At 38.7% G+C, this 20,093-nt stretch carries 20 protein-coding genes and 1 tRNA gene; 7 read left to right on the top strand and 14 right to left on the bottom strand.

Annotated features, from left to right (window positions below):
- Positions 1 to 151 precede the first annotated feature (151 nt).
- From C0W29_RS02570 to C0W29_RS02560, 3 genes are read left to right on the top strand one after another with little or no spacing between them, the layout of a single operon-like run.
- The gene (locus C0W29_RS02570) at positions 152 to 1,204 is read left to right on the top strand and encodes a PDDEXK nuclease domain-containing protein (RefSeq protein WP_045045847.1); all 1,053 of its coding nucleotides are present in this window, start codon (positions 152 to 154) and stop codon (positions 1,202 to 1,204) included.
- Positions 1,197 to 4,475 (top strand): type I restriction endonuclease subunit R, encoded by a 3,279-nt coding sequence (locus C0W29_RS02565; RefSeq protein ID WP_107174123.1) that lies wholly within the window; start codon positions 1,197 to 1,199, stop codon positions 4,473 to 4,475. The genes C0W29_RS02570 and C0W29_RS02565 overlap by 8 nt, the downstream gene beginning before the upstream one ends.
- On the top strand, positions 4,475 to 5,263 hold the full coding sequence (locus C0W29_RS02560; RefSeq protein WP_045045846.1) for a M48 family metallopeptidase: 789 nt from the start codon (positions 4,475 to 4,477) through the stop codon (positions 5,261 to 5,263). Before C0W29_RS02565 ends, C0W29_RS02560 begins: the two co-directional genes overlap by 1 nt.
- Positions 5,264 to 5,591: 328 nt before the next feature.
- Here the strand turns inward: C0W29_RS02560 and C0W29_RS02555 are convergent, their stop codons facing one another.
- From C0W29_RS02555 to C0W29_RS02540, 4 genes are all read right to left on the bottom strand, one after another.
- The gene (locus C0W29_RS02555; RefSeq protein ID WP_045045845.1) at positions 5,592 to 5,900 is read right to left on the bottom strand and encodes a hypothetical protein; all 309 of its coding nucleotides are present in this window, start codon (positions 5,898 to 5,900) and stop codon (positions 5,592 to 5,594) included.
- 168 nt (positions 5,901 to 6,068) lie between these two features.
- Positions 6,069 to 6,455 (bottom strand): hypothetical protein, encoded by a 387-nt coding sequence (locus C0W29_RS02550; RefSeq protein ID WP_045044163.1) that lies wholly within the window; start codon positions 6,453 to 6,455, stop codon positions 6,069 to 6,071.
- The gene (locus C0W29_RS21780; RefSeq protein WP_045045844.1) at positions 6,455 to 6,898 is read right to left on the bottom strand and encodes a hypothetical protein; all 444 of its coding nucleotides are present in this window, start codon (positions 6,896 to 6,898) and stop codon (positions 6,455 to 6,457) included. Before C0W29_RS21780 ends, C0W29_RS02550 begins: the two co-directional genes overlap by 1 nt.
- Positions 6,895 to 7,290 carry a hypothetical protein gene (locus C0W29_RS02540; protein ID WP_146146382.1) on the bottom strand — a complete coding sequence of 132 codons (396 nt, stop codon included), beginning with the start codon at positions 7,288 to 7,290 and terminating at the stop codon, positions 6,895 to 6,897. Before C0W29_RS02540 ends, C0W29_RS21780 begins: the two co-directional genes overlap by 4 nt.
- A gap of 981 nt (positions 7,291 to 8,271) precedes the next feature.
- Between C0W29_RS02540 and C0W29_RS02530 the strand changes: the two genes are divergently transcribed.
- Both C0W29_RS02530 and C0W29_RS02525 read left to right on the top strand, forming a co-directional pair.
- Positions 8,272 to 9,636 (top strand): GH-E family nuclease, encoded by a 1,365-nt coding sequence (locus tag C0W29_RS02530; protein ID WP_052671734.1) that lies wholly within the window; start codon positions 8,272 to 8,274, stop codon positions 9,634 to 9,636.
- Between the two features lie 2 nt (positions 9,637 to 9,638).
- On the top strand, positions 9,639 to 10,169 hold the full coding sequence (locus tag C0W29_RS02525) for an ankyrin repeat domain-containing protein (protein ID WP_045045841.1): 531 nt from the start codon (positions 9,639 to 9,641) through the stop codon (positions 10,167 to 10,169).
- Between the two features lie 136 nt (positions 10,170 to 10,305).
- Here the strand turns inward: C0W29_RS02525 and C0W29_RS02520 are convergent, their stop codons facing one another.
- Both C0W29_RS02520 and C0W29_RS02515 read right to left on the bottom strand, forming a co-directional pair.
- A complete protein-coding gene (locus tag C0W29_RS02520; RefSeq protein WP_107174122.1) occupies positions 10,306 to 11,457 on the bottom strand; it encodes an iron-containing alcohol dehydrogenase in 1,152 nt (383 codons plus the stop codon).
- A gap of 255 nt (positions 11,458 to 11,712) precedes the next feature.
- On the bottom strand, positions 11,713 to 11,955 hold the full coding sequence (locus C0W29_RS02515; protein WP_107174121.1) for a hypothetical protein: 243 nt from the start codon (positions 11,953 to 11,955) through the stop codon (positions 11,713 to 11,715).
- 610 nt (positions 11,956 to 12,565) lie between these two features.
- On the opposite strand from C0W29_RS02515, the gene C0W29_RS21820 reads away from it, so the two are divergent.
- Both C0W29_RS21820 and C0W29_RS02505 read left to right on the top strand, forming a co-directional pair.
- Positions 12,566 to 12,850 carry a type II toxin-antitoxin system HicB family antitoxin gene (locus tag C0W29_RS21820; RefSeq protein ID WP_045045876.1) on the top strand — a complete coding sequence of 95 codons (285 nt, stop codon included), beginning with the start codon at positions 12,566 to 12,568 and terminating at the stop codon, positions 12,848 to 12,850.
- 315 nt (positions 12,851 to 13,165) lie between these two features.
- Entirely contained in the window at positions 13,166 to 13,582 is a 417-nt protein-coding gene (locus C0W29_RS02505; protein WP_045045874.1) for an RDD family protein, read from the top strand.
- 649 nt (positions 13,583 to 14,231) lie between these two features.
- Here the strand turns inward: C0W29_RS02505 and C0W29_RS02500 are convergent.
- The 8 genes from C0W29_RS02500 to C0W29_RS02465 all read right to left on the bottom strand — a co-directional run bounded on the left by C0W29_RS02500 (position 14,232) and on the right by C0W29_RS02465 (position 19,631).
- Positions 14,232 to 14,444 (bottom strand): cold-shock protein, encoded by a 213-nt coding sequence (locus tag C0W29_RS02500; RefSeq protein WP_036791793.1) that lies wholly within the window; start codon positions 14,442 to 14,444, stop codon positions 14,232 to 14,234.
- Positions 14,445 to 14,496: 52 nt separating this feature from the next.
- The gene (cspE, locus tag C0W29_RS02495; protein ID WP_045044215.1) at positions 14,497 to 14,709 is read right to left on the bottom strand and encodes a transcription antiterminator/RNA stability regulator CspE; all 213 of its coding nucleotides are present in this window, start codon (positions 14,707 to 14,709) and stop codon (positions 14,497 to 14,499) included.
- A gap of 225 nt (positions 14,710 to 14,934) precedes the next feature.
- On the bottom strand, positions 14,935 to 15,144 hold the full coding sequence (locus C0W29_RS02490; protein WP_036791796.1) for a hypothetical protein: 210 nt from the start codon (positions 15,142 to 15,144) through the stop codon (positions 14,935 to 14,937).
- A 339-nt stretch (positions 15,145 to 15,483) separates the two neighbouring features.
- Complete coding sequence (gene cspE / locus C0W29_RS02485) at positions 15,484 to 15,696, bottom strand: transcription antiterminator/RNA stability regulator CspE (RefSeq protein WP_045045873.1); 213 nt, start codon at positions 15,694 to 15,696, stop codon at positions 15,484 to 15,486.
- Between the two features lie 966 nt (positions 15,697 to 16,662).
- Entirely contained in the window at positions 16,663 to 17,325 is a 663-nt protein-coding gene (locus C0W29_RS02480) for an HAD-IA family hydrolase (RefSeq protein WP_045044222.1), read from the bottom strand.
- A 350-nt stretch (positions 17,326 to 17,675) separates the two neighbouring features.
- Positions 17,676 to 17,751 (bottom strand) — tRNA-Gly (locus tag C0W29_RS02475).
- Positions 17,752 to 17,980: 229 nt separating this feature from the next.
- Positions 17,981 to 19,132 (bottom strand): iron-containing alcohol dehydrogenase, encoded by a 1,152-nt coding sequence (locus tag C0W29_RS02470; protein ID WP_107174120.1) that lies wholly within the window; start codon positions 19,130 to 19,132, stop codon positions 17,981 to 17,983.
- 256 nt (positions 19,133 to 19,388) lie between these two features.
- Entirely contained in the window at positions 19,389 to 19,631 is a 243-nt protein-coding gene (locus C0W29_RS02465; RefSeq protein ID WP_036791784.1) for a hypothetical protein, read from the bottom strand.
- Positions 19,632 to 20,093: the final 462 nt, after the last annotated feature.

Raw genomic sequence — 20,093 nt, 5'->3', positions numbered from 1 at the left:
AAAGCTTGCCGCCTAGCGACAAACCCTAAGCTTTAAGGGAACAAGTTGCTGAAACCGAAGCCTCTTAATGCGAATAATCACAGGGCTTGTGTGTGCAAGCCCTATTGTTCAGATAGGTTTACTGTATCCATTGAAACAAAGGACATGACACATGACGACACCCTCTTTGCCATCTTCAACCCCATTGCTCGATAATATTCGCACATTACTCACCGTAGGCCGTAAACAAGTTGCTCTCGCGGTAAATAGCGCAATGGTGCAAACCTATTGGCAAATTGGTCGCTTGATTGTTGAAGACGAGCAACAAGGGCAAACTCGCGCTGAATATGGTAAAGGAACGCTCAAAGCATTATCCGCCTCACTCACTAAAGAATTTGGCAAAGGGTTTGATAGCTCTAACTTGCGTAATATGCGTTTGTTTTATTTGGCTTATCCAAATTGTGACGCAGTGCGTCACGAATTGAGTTGGACCCATTATCGCAGTTTATTACGAATCGATAATCCACTCGCACGTCAATGGTATATGAACGAAGCCATTAGCCAAGCATGGTCGGCTCGTGCATTAGAACGCCAAATTGGTGCGTTATATTATGAGCGATTACTGTCAACGCAAGCCAAACAACAAGATCTGCAACCCGTTATCGATGAAGCCAACCACAAAACGACCGCGCTGGCATTAACAGTAAAAGACTATCTGCGAGATCCTTACATCTTTGACTTTTTAGGGCTACCGAGCGTTTCATTACAAGAAAGTGAACTTGAACAAGCTCTGATTGATAACTTACAAAAATTCTTACTTGAACTGGGTAAAGGGTTTGCGTTTGTTGAACGCCAACAGCGTATTGTCACTGAGGATGGTGACTTTTTTATTGACTTGGTGTTCTACAACTTCCATTTGAAATGCTTCCTGCTTATTGATCTTAAAATGCATAAACTCAGCCATCAAGATGTAGGGCAAATGGATATGTATGTTCGCATGTATGAAGAGAAAAAACGCCGTAGTGACGATAACCCGACCATTGGCTTAATTCTGTGTACTGACAACAACCGCACCGTTGCCAAGTATTCGGTGCTGAATGACAGTGAGCATCTGTTTGCCTCGAAATACATGTTAGAACTGCCGAGCGAAGAAGAACTGCGTCACCAATTAGAAAAAGAACGCCAACAGTTATTGGCGCAACAAGGACAGACTGACAATGACTAACCCTCATTTACCCAATTTCAAAGAAGAACAAAGCGCAAAAATCCCAGCACTCACTTTGCTTACTAACCTTGGTTATCAGTTCATTCCACCGAGTGAATGTATGGCAATGCGTGGCAACACAACCACCGTTATTCTGCCATCGGTATTGCGCAAGGTTCTGAGCTTTAAAACCTATTTATTCATGGGTAAAGATCGCCATTTATCAGAGTCTGCAATTGATAAAATCGTGCAAGAGCTTAGCAATCCAGCCATGAATGAAGGGCTAAAAGCTGCCAATGAAAAGCTTTATAACGCGCTAACTTATGGCATTGGTGTGACTGAGTTTGTGGATGGCAAAAAAGCCAACCCAACCATTGAGATCATTGATTGGGAAACACCTGAAAACAACCAATTTCATTTCACCGAAGAGATGGTTATTGAAAATGCTCATGGTACAGGTAACCGTAAACCAGATATTGTCTGTTTTGTGAATGGCTTGCCGTGGGTAGTGATTGAGGCTAAACGCCCTGATTCATCATCCAACGGCAAACCGACGATCACCGAAGGTATTTCACAAAATATTCGTAACCAAAAGGTCGATGAAATTCCGCATCTGTTTGCTTACAGCCAATTGTTGTTATCGATTAATGGTCATGACGGTTTATATGGCACTTGCGGCACCCCTGAAAAGTTTTGGGCAAAGTGGAAAGAAGAGCAAACCACAGAAAGCACGGTTGAACGCCTGAAAAACAACGCTCTAACAGCCCCACAACTGAATGCGATTTTTAACCATCGACCATCTGCATTAAAAGATGAATATTTATCGTTAATCGCTGGCGGTGATTTAGTGGTAACCGATCAAGATCGCTTGTTGGTTTCGCTACTTCATCATGATCGTCTGTTAGAAATGACGCGCTTATTTACTCTGTTTGATAAAAAAGCAGGCAAGATCGTTGCGCGTTATCAGCAAGTGTTTGGCATTAAAGCCTTAGTGGAGCGTATTACATCCTTTGATGATAAAGGTGCGCGTAATGGCGGTGTGATTTGGCATACCACAGGCTCTGGCAAATCATTTACGATGGTGTTTTTATCCAAAGCACTTATTTGGTTAAAAGAACTCGCCAAATGTCGCGTGATTGTTGTTACCGACCGTGTGGACTTAGAAGATCAACTGGCTCGCACCTTTGCATCCGGTGGTGCCCTATCTGATAAAGATAAAACCGCGGCAATGGCAACCACAGGTAAACGCCTTGCGGAACAAATTGGTAAAGGCAACGAACGTATTATCTTCTCGATTATCAACAAGTTTGGTACTGCAATTCACCTATCTGAATGCTACAACGATAGCCCCGATATTATCGTACTTGTCGATGAAGGTCACCGCAGCCAAAACGGTGAAAACAATATCCGTATGCTCCAAGCCCTACCCAAAGCGGCTTATATTGGTTTTACGGGTACACCGCTACTGCAAGACGATAAGACCGAGAATAAATTCGGTAAAATCATCCACTCTTACACCATGCAACAAGCGGTAGAAGATGGCACCGTTACCCCATTACTCTATGAAGAGCGCATTCCTGATCTCAGCACCAACGATAAAGCCATTGATGCATGGTTTGAACGGATCACAAAAGATTTATCTGAAAAACAACGCGCTGACTTAAAACGTAAATTTTCTCAAAAAGGTCAAGTTTATCAAACTGAAGGTCGTTTAGAGTTAATTGCTTATGATATCTCAGATCACTTTCAGAATTTCAAAAACCAAGGCTTAAAAGGTCAATTGGCGTGTGATTCTAAAGCCTCTGCGATCCGCTACAAGATGCTGTTAGATAAAATTGGTAAAGTCACCTCTGTGGTTGCGATGTCGCCGCCTGATACTCGTGAAGGACACGATAACGTTGACAGTGAAAGTACTGATATTGTGCAAAATTGGTGGAAAACCAATGTTATCGATAAAGGTTGGACGGACGAAAAAGCCTATACCAAACACATCATTCAAGAATTTGAAAAGGATGAAGGCCCCGACATTATGATCGTGGTCGATAAGCTGTTAACAGGCTTTGATGAACCCAAAAACACGGTGTTATATATCGATAAACCGTTAAAACAGCACAACCTCATTCAAGCCATTGCCCGTGTTAACCGCTTACATGCGAAAAAGCAGTTTGGTTACCTAATTGATTATCGCGGCATTTTAAAAGAGCTTGATGCATCGATAGCAAACTACCAAGAGCTAGAAGAACGCATTAAAGGTGGTTTTGATATTGATGATCTTAAAGGTTTATATAACCGTATGGACACCGAGTATAAAAAACTACCGGGTTTATACGATGCATTATGGTATATTTTTGCGAGCGTTAATAACAAGCAAGACGGTCAGGCACTGCGTCAGGTATTAGCCCCTAAAATTGATACCATTGAGGGTCAACTAACCGATACTAATCTAAAGCTACGTAATGACTTTTATGATGCGTTAACCGCCTTTGCCAACTGTTTAAAGGTCGCGTTACAGTCAGCAAATTACTTCAATGATAAGAGCTTTGATAATAAGCGTGAGTTGTATAAACAAACCTTAAAAAGTATGTCTCAACTGCGTAAACAAGTTCGTGAAGATGCAGAAGAAACCGTTGATTACGATGAGTATGCCGACAGCATTCGTGCAATGTTAGATAAACACATTGGTGGCGTTGATATTAAAGAGCCTGAAGGTGCGTATTTGGTTGGCAACATGGGTAAAGATGCCAAGCCAGAGCAAATGACCGATGATGAAGCGAATAACAAAAAAGACGTTATCACAGGCCGTGTCACCAAGATGATTGAGCAAGACTTAGCCGATGATCCTTATGCACAAGAGTATTTCTCTAACCTGTTAAAAAAAGCGATTGCCCAAACTAAAGAGATGTTTGATAGCCCAGTTAAACAATACCTTTTATTCGCTGATTTTGAACAACAAGTAAAAGATCGCGATGTGGCAGGAATACCTAAAGATCGCTTTGCTGAACTCGATCCAAAAATCAAACGTCATGTTCAAGCATTCTATGGTTTGTTCTTAAAAGTATTAGGTGAACCACTGCCTTTATCCGAAGAGCAATGCATTCAATATGCACTGGATATTGATACGATTGTACGCAAGGCGGTGAGTGAATATTCCATTAACCCTGCTGAGATTGAAAACCAAATTCGATTAGGTCTATTACCATTACTGTTTAATGATTTAGGGATTGATAAAGCACAAACACTGATCACGGATGTTATTCAAATCACTCGACAGGGATTAGCAGGTCACCATTAATGGCATCCATTAATAACAAGAAAGACAGCAAAGAAAATAGCATTGAGGAATACAGCTTCATCTATGGTGATGAAGCTGTTACCTACGAGGTTATTCGTAAAACCATTGCTGAAGGTAAAAAAAAGAAGGTCACTATTCGCGTTCATCCTGATTGCCGTATTGCCGTAACAGCCCCTGAAGATGCCGAGAAATCGGCTATTCACGAAGCAGTTATGCTCCAAGCACGTTGGATCTGGGATGCACTGAAAGACTTTCGATCCCATTTAGAATATGTTCAAACCAAACATTACGTCAGTGGTGAGATGCAATTCTATTTGGGTCGTCGCTATGTGTTGAAAGTGGTTGAAGACCGAGATGCAATTTCCAACGTGAAGATGGATCGAGGCAAGCTGTTGGTCACCCTTAATCGTTTTAATGATGATAAGCCCAAGCTAGTAAAAGCCCTAATTTCAGGTTGGTATGGCATTAAAGCAGAACGAGTTTTCCACCAACGTTTAGCTGAACTTCTACCGCAAGCTACATGGGTGAAAGGCATCCCTTCATTTCGTATTATGCCAATGCGCAAACAATGGGGAAGCTGCTCAGCAAAAGGCACATTAATGCTCAACCCTCACCTGATCAAAGCACCCAAAGAGTGTATTGATTACGTGATCTTACATGAGCTTTGCCACATTGCTGAATACAACCACAGCGAGAACTTCTGGCGCTTATTAACCAGCGTAATGCCAAACTGGAAAGAAGTGAAAAGTAAGTTAGATGGTATGGCGGAGTTGTATTTGAATGAATGATTTTATCTAATAAATTAGAAGGGAATAGCCCACACTAGCTTATTCCCTATTATTTTTCGTTGTTACCATATGTGCTATTATCAATGTAATATCGACGAATTTCACCACCCATTTCACATAACATCTGTTGTATGAATTTCAGCTATCACCCCACAACCAGCACACCCGCCCCGCGCCTTAATTTTGCCAATGATACTACAACCGCAATAAACACACTAAAGACATAACCAAAACCTAAAGTAGCCATTTAACGCGGGGAGCTATTTTTGCTGTGCGTTCAAATTCAATTGTAAATTTATCGAACGCGACGAATAACGCTTTAAGTAATTTAAATATCATCTAATGAAACCCTTATCCGTGGGGAGTTTTGGCGTTCTGTTGCCAATTCTATCAATTCAACATCAAGCGGCATAACTTCCAAATTATCCACCGCTGCAACGTCTGCATGCGCTAAATTGATCGCCTCAACAAGCGTATTAGCTTCTTTGATGAATGAAATCGTTATTATCCGGCCCGCTTCTACAATGTCGCAATCTGTAGCCCCAAGATAAAACAGAGCATTATTGATAGCCCGTATTTCATCGGCACTAATGCCCACTTTAACTATTGCTATTACATCAAAACTGTAATCATTCATTTACTGTTATCCAATTGATAAAACGCGTATTCCAGCTAGAAAAAAACAGCTTTCAACGGCTATTTTTAGGCGCTAAATTTGTGCGGAAATACAAAAAAGAGAGCAACACCGCTACCGCCATGCGCTCCCCGTTAAATACTGCTATTTCTGCGTAAACAAAATTAATTACTATCTTAATATTTTGCGTCTTATTTCTTTGCTGATATGCATTAAATCAATAGACAATCCAGCCATAGACAACATAAGCCGCCACGTTGGGTATGTTACGGGCTCGCCAGCCTTATACCCCGTTAACGCCTCTATATCTGCTATATCTGCCCCAAGTTCTTTAACTAGATAATCGTATACCTCGGCTACATGCGCGGCTGTGGGGGCTTTGTAGCGCGAGTCTGTGGCTAGTAATAAACATTCGCTATCAATACCGCTGCATTTAAACACCATACCGCCTACGTGCGCGTCTGCTAGCTTTTTTAATTCGTCATTGCGGTCTAATGCTTGGTTGTAGCGTTGGGGATCGGCTTCATATTCATCAAGTGTTAAAAATGCGATTGTCATTATTTTGCCCTCGTTATGTAGAATTTTTCCCAAGGCTTGGATCCGTCGGTAGCGGGTATCCTGTTTGTTTCAACTGCGCGGCCATCTAAGATAAGCATTAAACGCCACGCACAATACGGGATCATATTCGTCCCATCTATCCAACGCGTGATCGTGCGCGTGGGGTTAGATGTGCCCCTAATGCCAAGCATTTTAGTAACAATGCCTTTGCTGTGTAGGCTTGCCAAATGCTCGAATACTTCTTTGATTTCTTCACCCGTTGGATCTCGGTATAACGGATCATCAATCGAGCGGTAAGAATCGGGGCGGTAGATATGTTCCGATACAAAGTGAACTTGTGCACAATGGCGGCGGGTTAGCTCTATATCATGCTCAAATTCTGCCAAGATCTTATCTTGATTCTCGGCTGTTTCTGCCAATAGCTTAGGGTTAATTGTTTTCATTTGGATTCAACCATAGTAACCATTGTTAGCCCCGCCAGCGTTGTAAGCTGTCGCCATGCACAATACGGGATCTGTGTATCTCGGCTATCTGTAACCCAATAATTTAGCGTCCTGTTGCCTGTAGGACTAATGCCAAGCATCTTACTAATGTCAGTACGTGCCATTCCTTTGCTGATAAGGAGATCAACCACGGCGGCTACTTGCGCCTTTGTTGGCGGCACGTAGTCGGGGTTAGTTATTGGTAAGAGTGACGGGTTATTAATATCAATGCCGTTGTGGTCGCTTAAATACATGTTTACGGCGTGGGCTTCACATTGCTTTGTTAATAATTCAAGTTTATTAACGCGCTCTTTTTGTTCTTCAAGGCTTGGCATAGGCTTTAATCCTGCCATTTTCATAACATTTATTAATTTAGTCATGTTCAAAAGCGGGACAATCGCCCCGCCTCCCCTTATCTGGTTTGAATGCAACCCTCTTAATATCTGAGGTTTTAATACTTACTAGGTTAGTTGTGCCATTCGCTAACGGCTTAAAATAACCGTTACTGTGCAACGCCATAAACACGTAATACATGTGATTAGGACAATATACGCAACCATCTTTGATCTTAGTGCCGATATTTTCGGGATTATATTCAAAGTCAGGATTAGTAGATCGTGACACTGTACCTACTGGACACCGTTTTTGGATTCAGTTTATTGGTATGGACGCATTACATGTGCACTATGTACACATGTAAACACAATAAAGGGGTTTTATTTGACTTTTTGTCAAGATATGGCGGGTTTGTGTCTTTGCCAGATAAAAAAAACGCCTAATCCGGCGGTTAATGTTAGTAGTACGTTTGTATTTTTAAGCCGATTTTACTTTAAAAAGCAAAATAGTAGCGAAATAAAACAGACATAAACTAGGGATTATATTTACAAAATCAGAAAAACTATGTTTAAACGAGTATTCAAAAGATTCGATACTTTCAACAAAATAAATAAATTGAACGAGAGAGCCTAAAACAATAATAAACTAAAAATAAATAGTAATGCGCCCTTAATCATTTTGTAAGCCTTAATGGTTAGTTGAGGTATAGACTTTCCGAGGATTTTAGCCACAAAAAAATCGAAGTAATAAATTACCGCCATCTCAAGGTATTGCATTAGAAAACCGCCATTAAAAGCGGCTTTTAAATAGGTACTAGGCCACCACGCCAATTTTAGGCGCGCCAAGTGCTGCGAACTCGGCCGAAAACGTTACCGCATCATCATACTGATACGAGTCAGTTCATAAAATATGCATATTGTTAAATACAGCCATTTTGAGCAAATTATTGCCCGTTTGATTTTTAATTTATCCTCTAGGAAAAAATTACGGATAAAACAATGGGGCAACCAACTGAAGTTAGCGCAAAAGCGAGTGTTAAATTCGCCAAGATTGATAATAACGTATTAGACCCAGAGCCTGACTCAGAGCTTGATAGTAAAACTGAAACGCCTAGGGAAAAAATACAACGGCAACGAAGAGAACGTCATGAACAGTCAGATAAAACATGGGCGTATGTTCAAGATAATGACGCACGATATGCTGCGCATCGAGCGAAAATTTTAGCTATGCGTGAAGTTACTCAAGCGAATGAGCCAATTAATAAAGTTTTCTGTAAGTCTTCAATGTTACCTTTCGGGAAGGTTTCTGTAGGCAAAAATAGAGAAAAAGCTTCTTCTGTTGGTAATATTGGTATTTATGCTGCGGGTTCAATGGATGCTGTTGCTGTCGGTGGATTATCTACAGCGGCATTAAGTCATATAGCTGGCGTTGGTCTCGCTGATATCGATGGATTGTCTACTGCGGCATTAAGTCGTATAGCAGGCGTTGGTCTCGTTGATATCGCTGGGTTTGCAATGCAAGTCGTGGGACCTATTGGTATTTTATTAGCGTTATCTCCTACACGGATGGGAGATGGGACTTTATATGGTGATGAAGATATACAGCTCCTAAAAGGCGTTGAAACTCTCATTAGGTTCGGCTTTGATAGTGAAGGGATAATTCATGGCTATCATGTTGATAAAACAGAAATTCCAAAGCGTTCTGTCAACTTAGTCGGTAATAAGTTTGTTGTCGATTTGGAACCGGGTCTATCTATTGAATGGGTGCCTGTATCTGAAGAAATTGCAGGAACTAAGATTCTAGTTAACCCTATTCCTAATGTTGATTCGCATACCATTTATATTCACCCCGAGCATGAGCAAGGAAAGGAGTTTGATAATACTTATATCACTCCTATAAGTGAAACAGATCCAAATGACTACATTCTAATATTCCCTCCGACGACTGGCTTACCACCAATGTATGTGGTGTTTCAGTTACATGGCCCTGACGGTCGATTTATATCATCAGGCGAACCAAAACCATTATTAGACCGTCCATCATTAAGAGCTGAAACAAAACGTCAAATACAAAATACAGCACGTAAAGATGTGAATGGTAATTTTATTGATGATAAAGGTAACATCATTTCTAATAGGCACTATGGACATAAACCTGGGTTTGAACATCGCCGTTTAGTGAGAGCCGCGGAAGAGCTGGGTATGTCCCAAGCAGAATTTAATGATTATGTGAATGCAAACCCTGATCATTTTCAAATAGAGGATGCCAAAACAAATCTAAGCCACAAGAATGAAAAACCGGGTTCTGGTGATTTGGATGAAATTATTGAGCATATGGAAGAATTTTTAGAAAAAAGGCTATAGTCATGAAATACACGGAACGCCCCGAATATAAATTTTTTAAAGCGCTGAAAAAAGGAAATGTTGAATTTGCAAAAGAGCTAATTGAGCAAGGTTATGATGTTCATCAAGTAACAGAATCAGAGCAATGGACATATCTACATAAAATGTTCACATCAACATCATTTGATATAAAGGACTCACCAATTTTAAGTTCTATTCAGTTCTTACTTGAAAAAGGTCTTGATGTGAATGCGATAGATTCTTATGGCAATACTCCATTGTTGTATGCAGTACGTCAACGTAATGTAGAAGGCATACGCTTACTGTTAGAAAATGGGGCAGATAAATTGATAGAGCATGAAAATCTTGAAGGGGTAAGTGCTTTGAGAATGGGATTTGATAGTATGCCTCTTAATTATGAGGTATTTGATCTTTTGTTACAGTTTGGAGCTGATCCAGACGTTAAAAAAGACGGTTGGAAAACGGCTAGACAGATGTTAACTGTTATTGCTGGAATACCTAAGAGCATACAAGATCTATTTGCAAAATATTAAATAATTTAACGACATTTATTTTAGTACGCATAAATAATTTACGGTTAAATAAAAATTATCCCCTCAACATCCAGATCTAAAAAAGGCCGCTTTAGCGGCCTTTTTATTTAAGAGTCATTACCGATAGTCAGGGTAATTACATACGTGCTTTGAAGATATTAATGATTTCTTCTAGGCTTGCTTTACGTGGGTTAGTTAGAGAACAGGCATCATTTAGGGCATTTTGTGCCATGAATGCGAGTTTATCTTCAGTAACACCTAGGTCAGCTAGACGTTGCTTAGTACCTACCTTCTCAGAGAGTGCATCAATCGCTTCTAGAGCGGCATTCACTGCTTGCTCTTGCGTCATCGCTGCAGTGTCGATACCCATTGCTTTCGCAATATCAACAAAACGCTCTGGTACTTGTTGTGCATTAAAGCGTGATACTTCAGCCAATAGGATGGCGTTACATAAACCGTGTGACAGGTCGTAAACACCACCCAATTGGTGCGCCATTGAGTGTACGTAACCTAGAGAAGCATTTGAGAATGCCATCCCTGCTAAGTACTCGCCGTACTGCATTGCATCACGTGCTTCACGGTCTTGGCCGTTATTCACTACTGCTTCTAAGTTATTAACAATCAACTCAATCGCTTTAATTGCAGCAGCATCTGTGATTGGTGTCGCTGCTGTTGAAACATACGCTTCAACTGCGTGCGTTAATGCGTCCATACCTGTGGTTGCAGTAAGGAACTTAGGCATTGCGACCATTAGCTCTGAATCATTAACCGCAATAATAGGCGTGAAGTGCTTATCAACCACTGGGTATTTAGTTTCATCTTCTTGGTTAGTGATAATCGCAAATACAGTCATTTCTGATGCAGTACCCGCCGTTGTGTTCACGGTTACCAATGGAAGTTGGGGCTTCTTAGAAAGGTGCACACCTTTAGAGTAATCACGGATATGACCTCCGTTAGCTGCAACCAATGCGATACCTTTCGCTGTATCGTGAGAAGAACCACCACCGAATGAAATCACAAAATCAGCGTTGCTTTGTGCAAGTAGAGTAAGACCATCTTCGATGTTTTTCTCTGTTGGGTTAGGTTGAACACCATCATAGATTGCGTAATCAATACCGTGAGCTGTTAGCTCATCAGTAAGCTTGCTAACAAGACCCACTTCAACTAACACACCGTCAGTGACGATAAGCGCTTTTTTCAATTCTTTTGACGCTAATTCAGCCCCTAAAGATTGGATAGCATTAGGACCCATTAACGTTACAGGTGGCATGTAAAATACATTGCTCATAGTAAAACTCCGATAATTTTAATTAATTTATAGTGACTTACCGCGATAGCCATAAGTCTGAATTTATTTGATAGCGCGTTATAAAGGAGTGATAGCGTAAGAAGCTATATCGAATTTATTTGTTATTGTTGGTGTCGATGTCGTCATTCTACACCCAACCCATTTGGTAACAATAGAGATAAAACCAAAACACTTTTACTTAGATGTAATAATAAGAAGGTGTAACAAGCGTTTGTTTACCATAGTGGTGAAATATTACTTATCAGCCGCTGATAGCAGTTTTTCATTAAAGCTCATGTGGGTGTTTTTGTTGGTAACCACAATGCCTGAATGTGATTTATCCGCCGTACCATTAACTGCATAGTGGCTTGCAACCACAGCATTGCTAACTTGGTTGTTGAAACTAACGTTACCAGTGAAAGCGCCATCACGTGCCGATGCCGTGTAAGAAGTGGCGATAATAGCGGTAGCGATAATTGCTTTAATAACTGTTTTCATGAGTCGTATAACCTTAATCTTTATTATTATTGCTGAACGCTGTCTGCGTTTCGATGGGGCTATATTAACAATTACACAAAAACACACAATCAACCAAAAATACAAAAGATTATTACCAAATAGTAATAATTGATCGTGCATCGTGATCTTTGTAACTTCCTCATGCTTGAGGTTAGGGGTTGGCAGAGGCTTTTAATAGGCTAGCTAAATCGAGAAAGTTTGTGCCTTTGAGATCATGACATTTACCGCAGTGGTGATTTAGCTTGTCTGAATGTCGTTAACCATGGCGGTACTGTTATGTGATAGCCGAGGAGGCGCAATCTTAAAAAATTTCGCTAGCTGGCCGGCATTATCTCTGGTGAGGAAAGTCAGTATCTTAGTACTGTCAGCTTGATATAAGCTCTAATCACTTTTAGCTTCAGTTCGTAACATACACACCAAACAATCAATACTGATTTACGGTGATTATCGGCACCCTAAACGTCTTAAAATGAGCCTTATAACCCCAGTTTAAGATGAAGCACAATCACAAAGTGCGTAATAGATGCATACTGTTAACTACAATTAATTTTCACTAAATGTGAATAGTAACAAATAAAAAGATCTAATAATGAAATACTTATACCCCGTAGCTATTGAACTAGGCGACGAAAAAACCGCGTATGGTGTTTGTTTTCCTGATTTAGATGGTTGTTTTACGGCTGGCGATACTTATGACGAAGCCCTAATAAATGCGCCTGATGCGATTGATATGTATCTTGAAGATTTGGCAGATAATGGTAAGACACCACCAATACCAACAAAAATAGAAGCTCACATCAATGACCCTGAATATGTTGTTTTTTTATGGTCGATTATTGAGATTGATGTTAGTCCTTATATGGGGGGACAGTAAAAATTGATGTGAACCTCCCAAGACTACTTTTAAAAAAAATTGATGGTTTTGTGCAATTTGGTGATGAATACAAAGACTGTTCTTACTTTTTACAGGTAGCAGCATTAAAGGAAATGAATGGATTTCGAGGAAAAAATAAAAAATATGTAATAAATAAACCGCTCTTAGTTAGCGGTTTTTTTTTTGCCTGAGACGTTACAGCGTATCAGAACGCATTAAATGGATACTGTTAAATGCAGATGGTATCGGGCAAATTATTGCCCCTATATTTTTCGATGTATGATGTATTTATAAATAATTAACTCATCAATTAATATGAATAATTTAAAACGTTACCCATGGAAACGAACAGATCTTGCTACAGCGGGAAGGCGATACATAGGACAATGTATTGATGGACTAATAACTATTGTAATTTTTTTAATATTTATGTACGTGATTCAATTTTTCAAATTAGAGGGTAAATGGATTGAAATTTTAGCTTTAGCAATTCCAGCCGCTTATTTTGTATTGTCAGATGCTTTACCTAAAGGACAAAGTATAGGGAAAAAAATATTGAAAATGGCTGTTATTGATAAGGACTCGGGTAAGCCATGTGATTTAGTACAATCATTAGTTAGAAATATATTAACACCGCTAATTGGTATTATTGATTGCATATTTATTATTTTTGGAAATAAACAAAGGTTAGGAGATATGATGGCAAACACCGTAGTTGTTAGCACAAAGTAATATATAAGCTTTAGATGTTACCTATAATGAGTGCAATGGTTATCATTCATTTTAATTTTTATAGATGATATGATCTCTATGTTATTAGGGAGAACAACAAACATTTATATCAAGCTGCACTATCAAGTGATAAGAATGATTTGTTTTAACGTATTAAAAATGAACAAGTTAACGTAATGGATGTTACGTGGTATCGGATCGCTTTAAATTTGTGATGTTAAATGACCGTCCATCGAGGCGGTCTTTTTGTATCTGGTCGTTATAACGCATAGATTCGATACTATTAAATAGAGCTATTTAGTTGAAATTTCCTAGACTGTCTTTTAAGTACAAAAAAAACCACATCATAAAGGTGTGGTTTTTTATTGGTGCTTATATGGAACTTTAATTGGAATACTAAAAAAATAAGACCTCCTCAATGCTTACGAAAATAATAGCGCGACCCAAGTAGAAAAAGTGTGATCCTGTACTCAAATTACCACACTTGTATCATGGGAAAGGATAAACATTCCTATTTTGGTATGTGTTGACTATTGTGAAATTAAACAATAAAAAAGGCCCATCGATTTCTCGATGGGCCTTCTCTTAATCACACTTCAAAAATGAGATTAATAATAAATGCAACGTTGCTGCACTTATTTATATATTCTTATAAGCAAACAACATTGGTAGCTAGTAGGCCTTTAGGCCCATTTTCTACATCAAAAGAAACCTTTTGATTTTCGTCAAGTGTTTTAAAGCCATCAGAGATAATTGAGGCAAAGTGAACGAATACGTCAGCACCGCCATTATCCTGAGATAGGAAGCCAAAACCTTTAGCTTCGTTGAACCATTTTACTAAACCCGTTGATTTGATAGACATAGTGTATCCTTGATAATTAAATAATAAGTAAGAAATTAGACGAATTATCTAATTACAAGCCAACAACGTTAGCAGCTTGAAGACCTTTTTGACCTTGCTCTACTTCAAATGATACTTTCTGGCCTTCAGTCAAGGTTTTAAAACCTTCTGAAGCGATAGCACGGAAGTGAACGAATACATCAGCACCACCGTTGTCTTGAGTTAGAAAACCAAAACCTTTCTCTTCGTTAAACCATTTTACTAAACCAAGTGTTTTATTAGACATAATGTGTCCCTTATATTTATTTCATTGAGGTGTCGCAACACGCGACGGCCGAAATAACGATGTTTGAACTATCGAGAAAGCAAAGGGAAACACGGATAAAACAACATAAATGCAGCGATAAACAGTTTTCTTCTACGAAAAGGATGACAAATTTCAATTTTCAGCGAGTAAGATTATTAAATTAAGCGAATTCGTTTATTCGATTAATTTAATACCCTTTAGGTATTAATAAGAGATAGTGAAATTACCAATGAGTTTATTATCAGCGTTAGTAATATCGCCTTTACAGGTTTTTTCACAATATGTGAAATTAATATCAGGATTATCAACATTGCCTTTTATTAATACATGTCGAGTTAATACATCACTATTTAACTGATGAATAGTCGAATTCCAAGAATGTTTATTTTTTAATAAATTAAAGTTTACGTTCATTATTTTACTGCTTCTTTTGTTTGTGTATTTATTGTATTTATAGGACGGTTTTGTTGAAACCAAAATCGTTTACGACCAAGAGTTCGAGACATAAGCATATCCTTAGCTTTATCATTAACTTAAATGCGTGTTTTTGATTTTTCTTAGTACATTCAAATTATAAAATGAGTATAAAATCTATTTATTATAGGTAACGAGGGAAATAGGAACGTAACGACAAATACAAACAAAAGTAGATATTAGAAGTGGTTATTATTTTCGATGGTACGGTATAACTAATTATTTTTACTTTTCAAAGCAGCGCAAATAGCATATTGCTCTTTGCGCCAACTTAAATTCTTATAGCGCTACAACGTTAGCTGCTTGCAGACCTTTTTGGCCATTTTCTACGTCAAAAGAAACCTTTTGACCTTCAAGTAAAGTTTTAAAACCTTCTGAAGCGATAGCACGGAAGTGAACGAATACATCAGCACCGCCATTATCTTGAGTGATAAAGCCGAAACCTTTTTCTTCGTTAAACCATTTTACTAGACCAGTATTTGAATTAGACATATGTGTCCCTTAATTTTTAATATTCAGAAATTTGTCGCGAAAATACGACGAGCTGAGAGTTGAATTATTAAATTGCTATGATGATGAAGCTAAGGGAAACAACTGAGGACAAAAACTGCTAAGAAGATGTATCTGAGGTTTTACTTGGACTTGATTTTTCATTTTGTAATTAATAACTCTGAACAACAGAGCGAGGTCAATAATAGAGTAATACCTAACTAAGTCAACATAAATATTCAAAGAAAAATGAACAATCTTCTTTTTATTCTGTTCATGGCAAAGGGTAAGTATTTATTTTACATATAAATCAACATCATAAAGAACACTCATCATCACCAAATAAGCGCCGATTTTTAATTTGAATAATTATGCTAGCTAATATTTGTTAGTAAGAAAATTAAATTTAGTATTGTATGAGTGTCGTGCTAATAAGTTAGAGGTTAAATGATCGTCAATTAGAGTGATTTTTCATACTTGAACGTTACAACATATAGAGTCACTTCATTGTCTTACTGTTAAATACATTATTCACCATACGCTAAAAAGCCTTGATCACTCATCAAGGCTTGTCCTTTCTACTCACCATCTACAATGACGTATATAATCCCGTCATTTTAGTAAATGTACTCTCCAGCATATCGCAGTAGAGCCTAAGTGGTGCAGCGGTGATACGCTGCTCGATTGATGTGCCAGTTTAACTTAGTAGCCTTGATCGTTACCCGAATGGGACAAAACATTTGCAAAGCTTTTTTGCCTGGTTGAACCACAGAAACAAAGGAGGAACGACTGTAGAAGAAGCATGTAAAACAAAGCTGTTTCCAGCTTTATATTAAAAGATTTTTATCTTTAATTTTCAAGATCATAAGCCAAAAAAAAAACATCAAAAAAGTATTATATTTTTAATACACAACCAAGTAATTACGCCGTGAAAAGGTACATTAATAACTACGTCTATTTCAATGTTTATTAGTTCAACCATTTATGAAAAACGAGGGTAATCTCCTTGTCTTTAGTAAAGATTAAGTTGATATCAGCGAAATCATCAATAATTACATTAGCTTCTTCAAGCTCATGTTTTGCATGACTAGTTGTAAGAGCGATAGTAAAGCAGCCTGCTTTATGTGCTGATCTGATTCCAACAGGTGAATCTTCAAATGCGACACATTGTTGTGGAAGAAGGTTTAATTGCTTTGCTGCAGTTAAAAACGGTTCTGGGTGTGGCTTACCGTGGGTGACATCTTCACCACAGACCATGACATCAGGAAGGTTAAATCCTGAAGCTTTTAGACTTGTTGCTGCAACTTGACGAGGACCACTAGTGGCAATGCTCCACATTCCATTAGGAATTTGATTAACAAACTTTAATGCTCCTGTGATTGCTTTGGCTTTTTTCATCTTCTCGACCGCGATGCGTTTCACCTCAAGTACACCCTCTTCAGTATCGTACTTAGGATTAACTTCAGCTAACGTCTCGTTTATTTTTCGACCATGCACGAATGGACGAACATCGGTAAAATTAAGCTGCTTCACTGCAGACCATTCTTTCCAGATTTCATCGATTACAGAGGTTGTATCTACCAATGTTGCGTCTACGTCAAAAATGAAGCCGCGTACTGTAATTGTGTTCATCAAGATAATATTCCATTTGTTACAATTAAAAAAATGGTTATTCAAAAGAGATAGACTAAGGAACAGTACATTTATTTAAGCAATGCCTTTTAAATAAATTTATCACTAGACTTAAACTATTTTTGTGACGATGCTCAATTAGATACGCATTAAATAATAAGCTCGTGGGTTTACAGCTCTCAGTTCACATAAAATCTTTCATATTAAATACCGCCCTTTGTGACGATGTGTTTGCTGGTTATCGAATAGTAGATTTTAGATGTGATTAGTAAGCTATAACGGAGTGATGTTTTGATGAGATCTTAGAAATAAGATACAAAAAAACCACTCATCATGAGTGGTTATAATGTTGGAGCAGGCTGCCCGGAATCGAACCTTGCTTCTTCAACTTGGAAAGCTGACATAATACCATTATACGAAGCCCGCACTTCTAACATTAAATAGAATAGCCCATGACATCCCACTACGGGCAGTTATTCTCTATAAGCATACCATGACAATAATCCTGAACTTAACCTTGATGAGCAGGGTTTACAATCTCGGATTGCATAAATAATTTACGGTTAAATAAAAATTATCCCTTCGATATCCAGATCTAAAAAAGGCCGCTTTAGCGGCCTTTTTATTTAAGAGTCATTACCGATAGTCAGGGTAATTACATACGTGCTTTAAAGATATTTACGATTTCTTCTAAGCTCGCTTTTCGTGGGTTGGTTAGAGAACAGGCATCATTTAGGGCATTTTGTGCCATGAATGCGAGTTTATCTTCAGTAACACCCAGGTCAGCTAGACGTTGCTTAGTACCCACCTTTTCAGAGAGTGCATCAATCGCTTCAAGAGCTGCATTAACCGCTTGCTCTTGCGTCATCGCTGCAGTGTCGATACCCATTGCTTTCGCAATATCAACAAAACGCTCTGGTACTTGTTGTGCATTAAAGCGTGATACTTCTGCAAGTAGGATTGCGTTACATAGACCGTGTGACAGGTCGTAAACACCACCCAATTGGTGCGCCATTGAGTGCACGTAACCGAGAGAAGCATTTGAGAATGCCATACCGGCTAAGTACTCGCCGTACTGCATTGCATCACGTGCTTCACGGTCTTGACCGTTATTCACCACTGCTTCTAAGTTATTAACAATTAACTCAATCGCTTTGATTGCAGCTGCATCAGTAATTGGTGTCGCTGCTGTTGAAACATACGCTTCAACTGCGTGCGTTAATGCGTCCATACCTGTGGTTGCAGTAAGGAACTTAGGCATTGCGACCATTAGCTCTGAATCGTTAACCGCAATAATAGGCGTGAAGTGCTTATCAACCACTGGATATTTAGTTTCATCTTCTTGGTTAGTGATAATCGCAAATACAGTCATTTCTGATGCCGTACCCGCAGTTGTGTTCACGGTTACCAATGGAAGTTGTGGTTTCTTAGAAAGGTGCACACCTTTAGAGTAATCACGGATATGACCTCCGTTAGCTGCAACCAATGCGATACCTTTCGCTGTATCGTGAGAAGAACCACCACCGAATGAAATCACAAAATCAGCGTTGCTTTGTGCAAGTAGAGTAAGACCGTCTTCGATGTTTTTCTCAGTTGGGTTTGGCTGCACACCATCGTAGATTGCGTAATCAATACCGTGAGCGGTTAACTCATCAGTTAGCTTGCTAACAAGACCTACTTCAACTAACACACCGTCAGTGACAATAAGTGCTTTTTTCAGTTCTTTTGACGCTAATTCAGCCCCTAAAGATTGGATAGCATTAGGACCCATTAAGGTTACAGGTGGCATGTAAAATACATTGCTCATAGTAAAACTCCGATAATTTTTAAATAATTTATAGTGACTTACCGCGATAGCCATAAGTCTGAATTTGTTTGATAGCGCGTTATAAAGGGGTGATAGCGTAAGAAGCTATATCGAGTTTATTTGTTCTTGTTGGTGTCGATGTCGTCATTCTACACCCTACCCATTTGGTAACAATAGAGATAAAACCAAAACACTTTTACTTAGATGTAATAATAAGAAGGTGTAACAAGCGTTTGTTTACCATAGTGGTGAAATATTACTTATCAGCGGCTGATAGCAGTTTTTCATTAAAGCTCATGTGGGTGTTTTTGTTGGTAACCACAATGCCTGAATGTGATTTATCAGCGCTACCATTGACTGCATAGTGGCTTGCAACTACAGCATTGTTAGCTTGATTGTTGAAACTAACGTTACCTGTAAATGCGCCATCACGTGCAGATGCCGTGTAAGAAGTGGCGATAATAGCGGTAGCGATGATTGCTTTAATAACTGTTTTCATGAGTCGTCTAACCTTGTCTTTATAATTGTTTGTCAACGCTGTCTGCGTTTCGATGGGGTCATATTAACAATTACACAAAAACAAACAATACAACCAAAAAACAAAAGATTATTACCCACAGGTAATAGTTATATTGAATAACGACTTGGAATACACGAGAGTTAGCATATAAAAGGAGGATCTTGAACAAAAGCGCGCACTAAAAGTCCCCATGCCACACTAAGGTGAATCAGAGGATAACCAGAACTAAATCAGAATGATAATCAAGGAAGGACTGCCTCGTAAGCTGATTGTTCAGAATCAACTTAACGAGGCATAAGATTTTCGTAGCACAATAAATTTATTATCAAACATTAGCTTAAACAATAGTTGTTGTTTTATTTTGTGGCTTTGACCTCATAATTACTGCTTCAAATTAAAAAAATCCGAATCTAGTTACACAAACTCGGATTTTTATCATTT

Source organism: Photobacterium kishitanii, from assembly GCF_003026355.1.
In the GTDB taxonomy this organism is placed as follows: domain Bacteria; phylum Pseudomonadota; class Gammaproteobacteria; order Enterobacterales; family Vibrionaceae; genus Photobacterium; species Photobacterium kishitanii.
The sequence above is the reverse complement of the archived record's forward strand: the minus strand, read 5'-3'. Positions and strand labels throughout refer to the sequence as shown.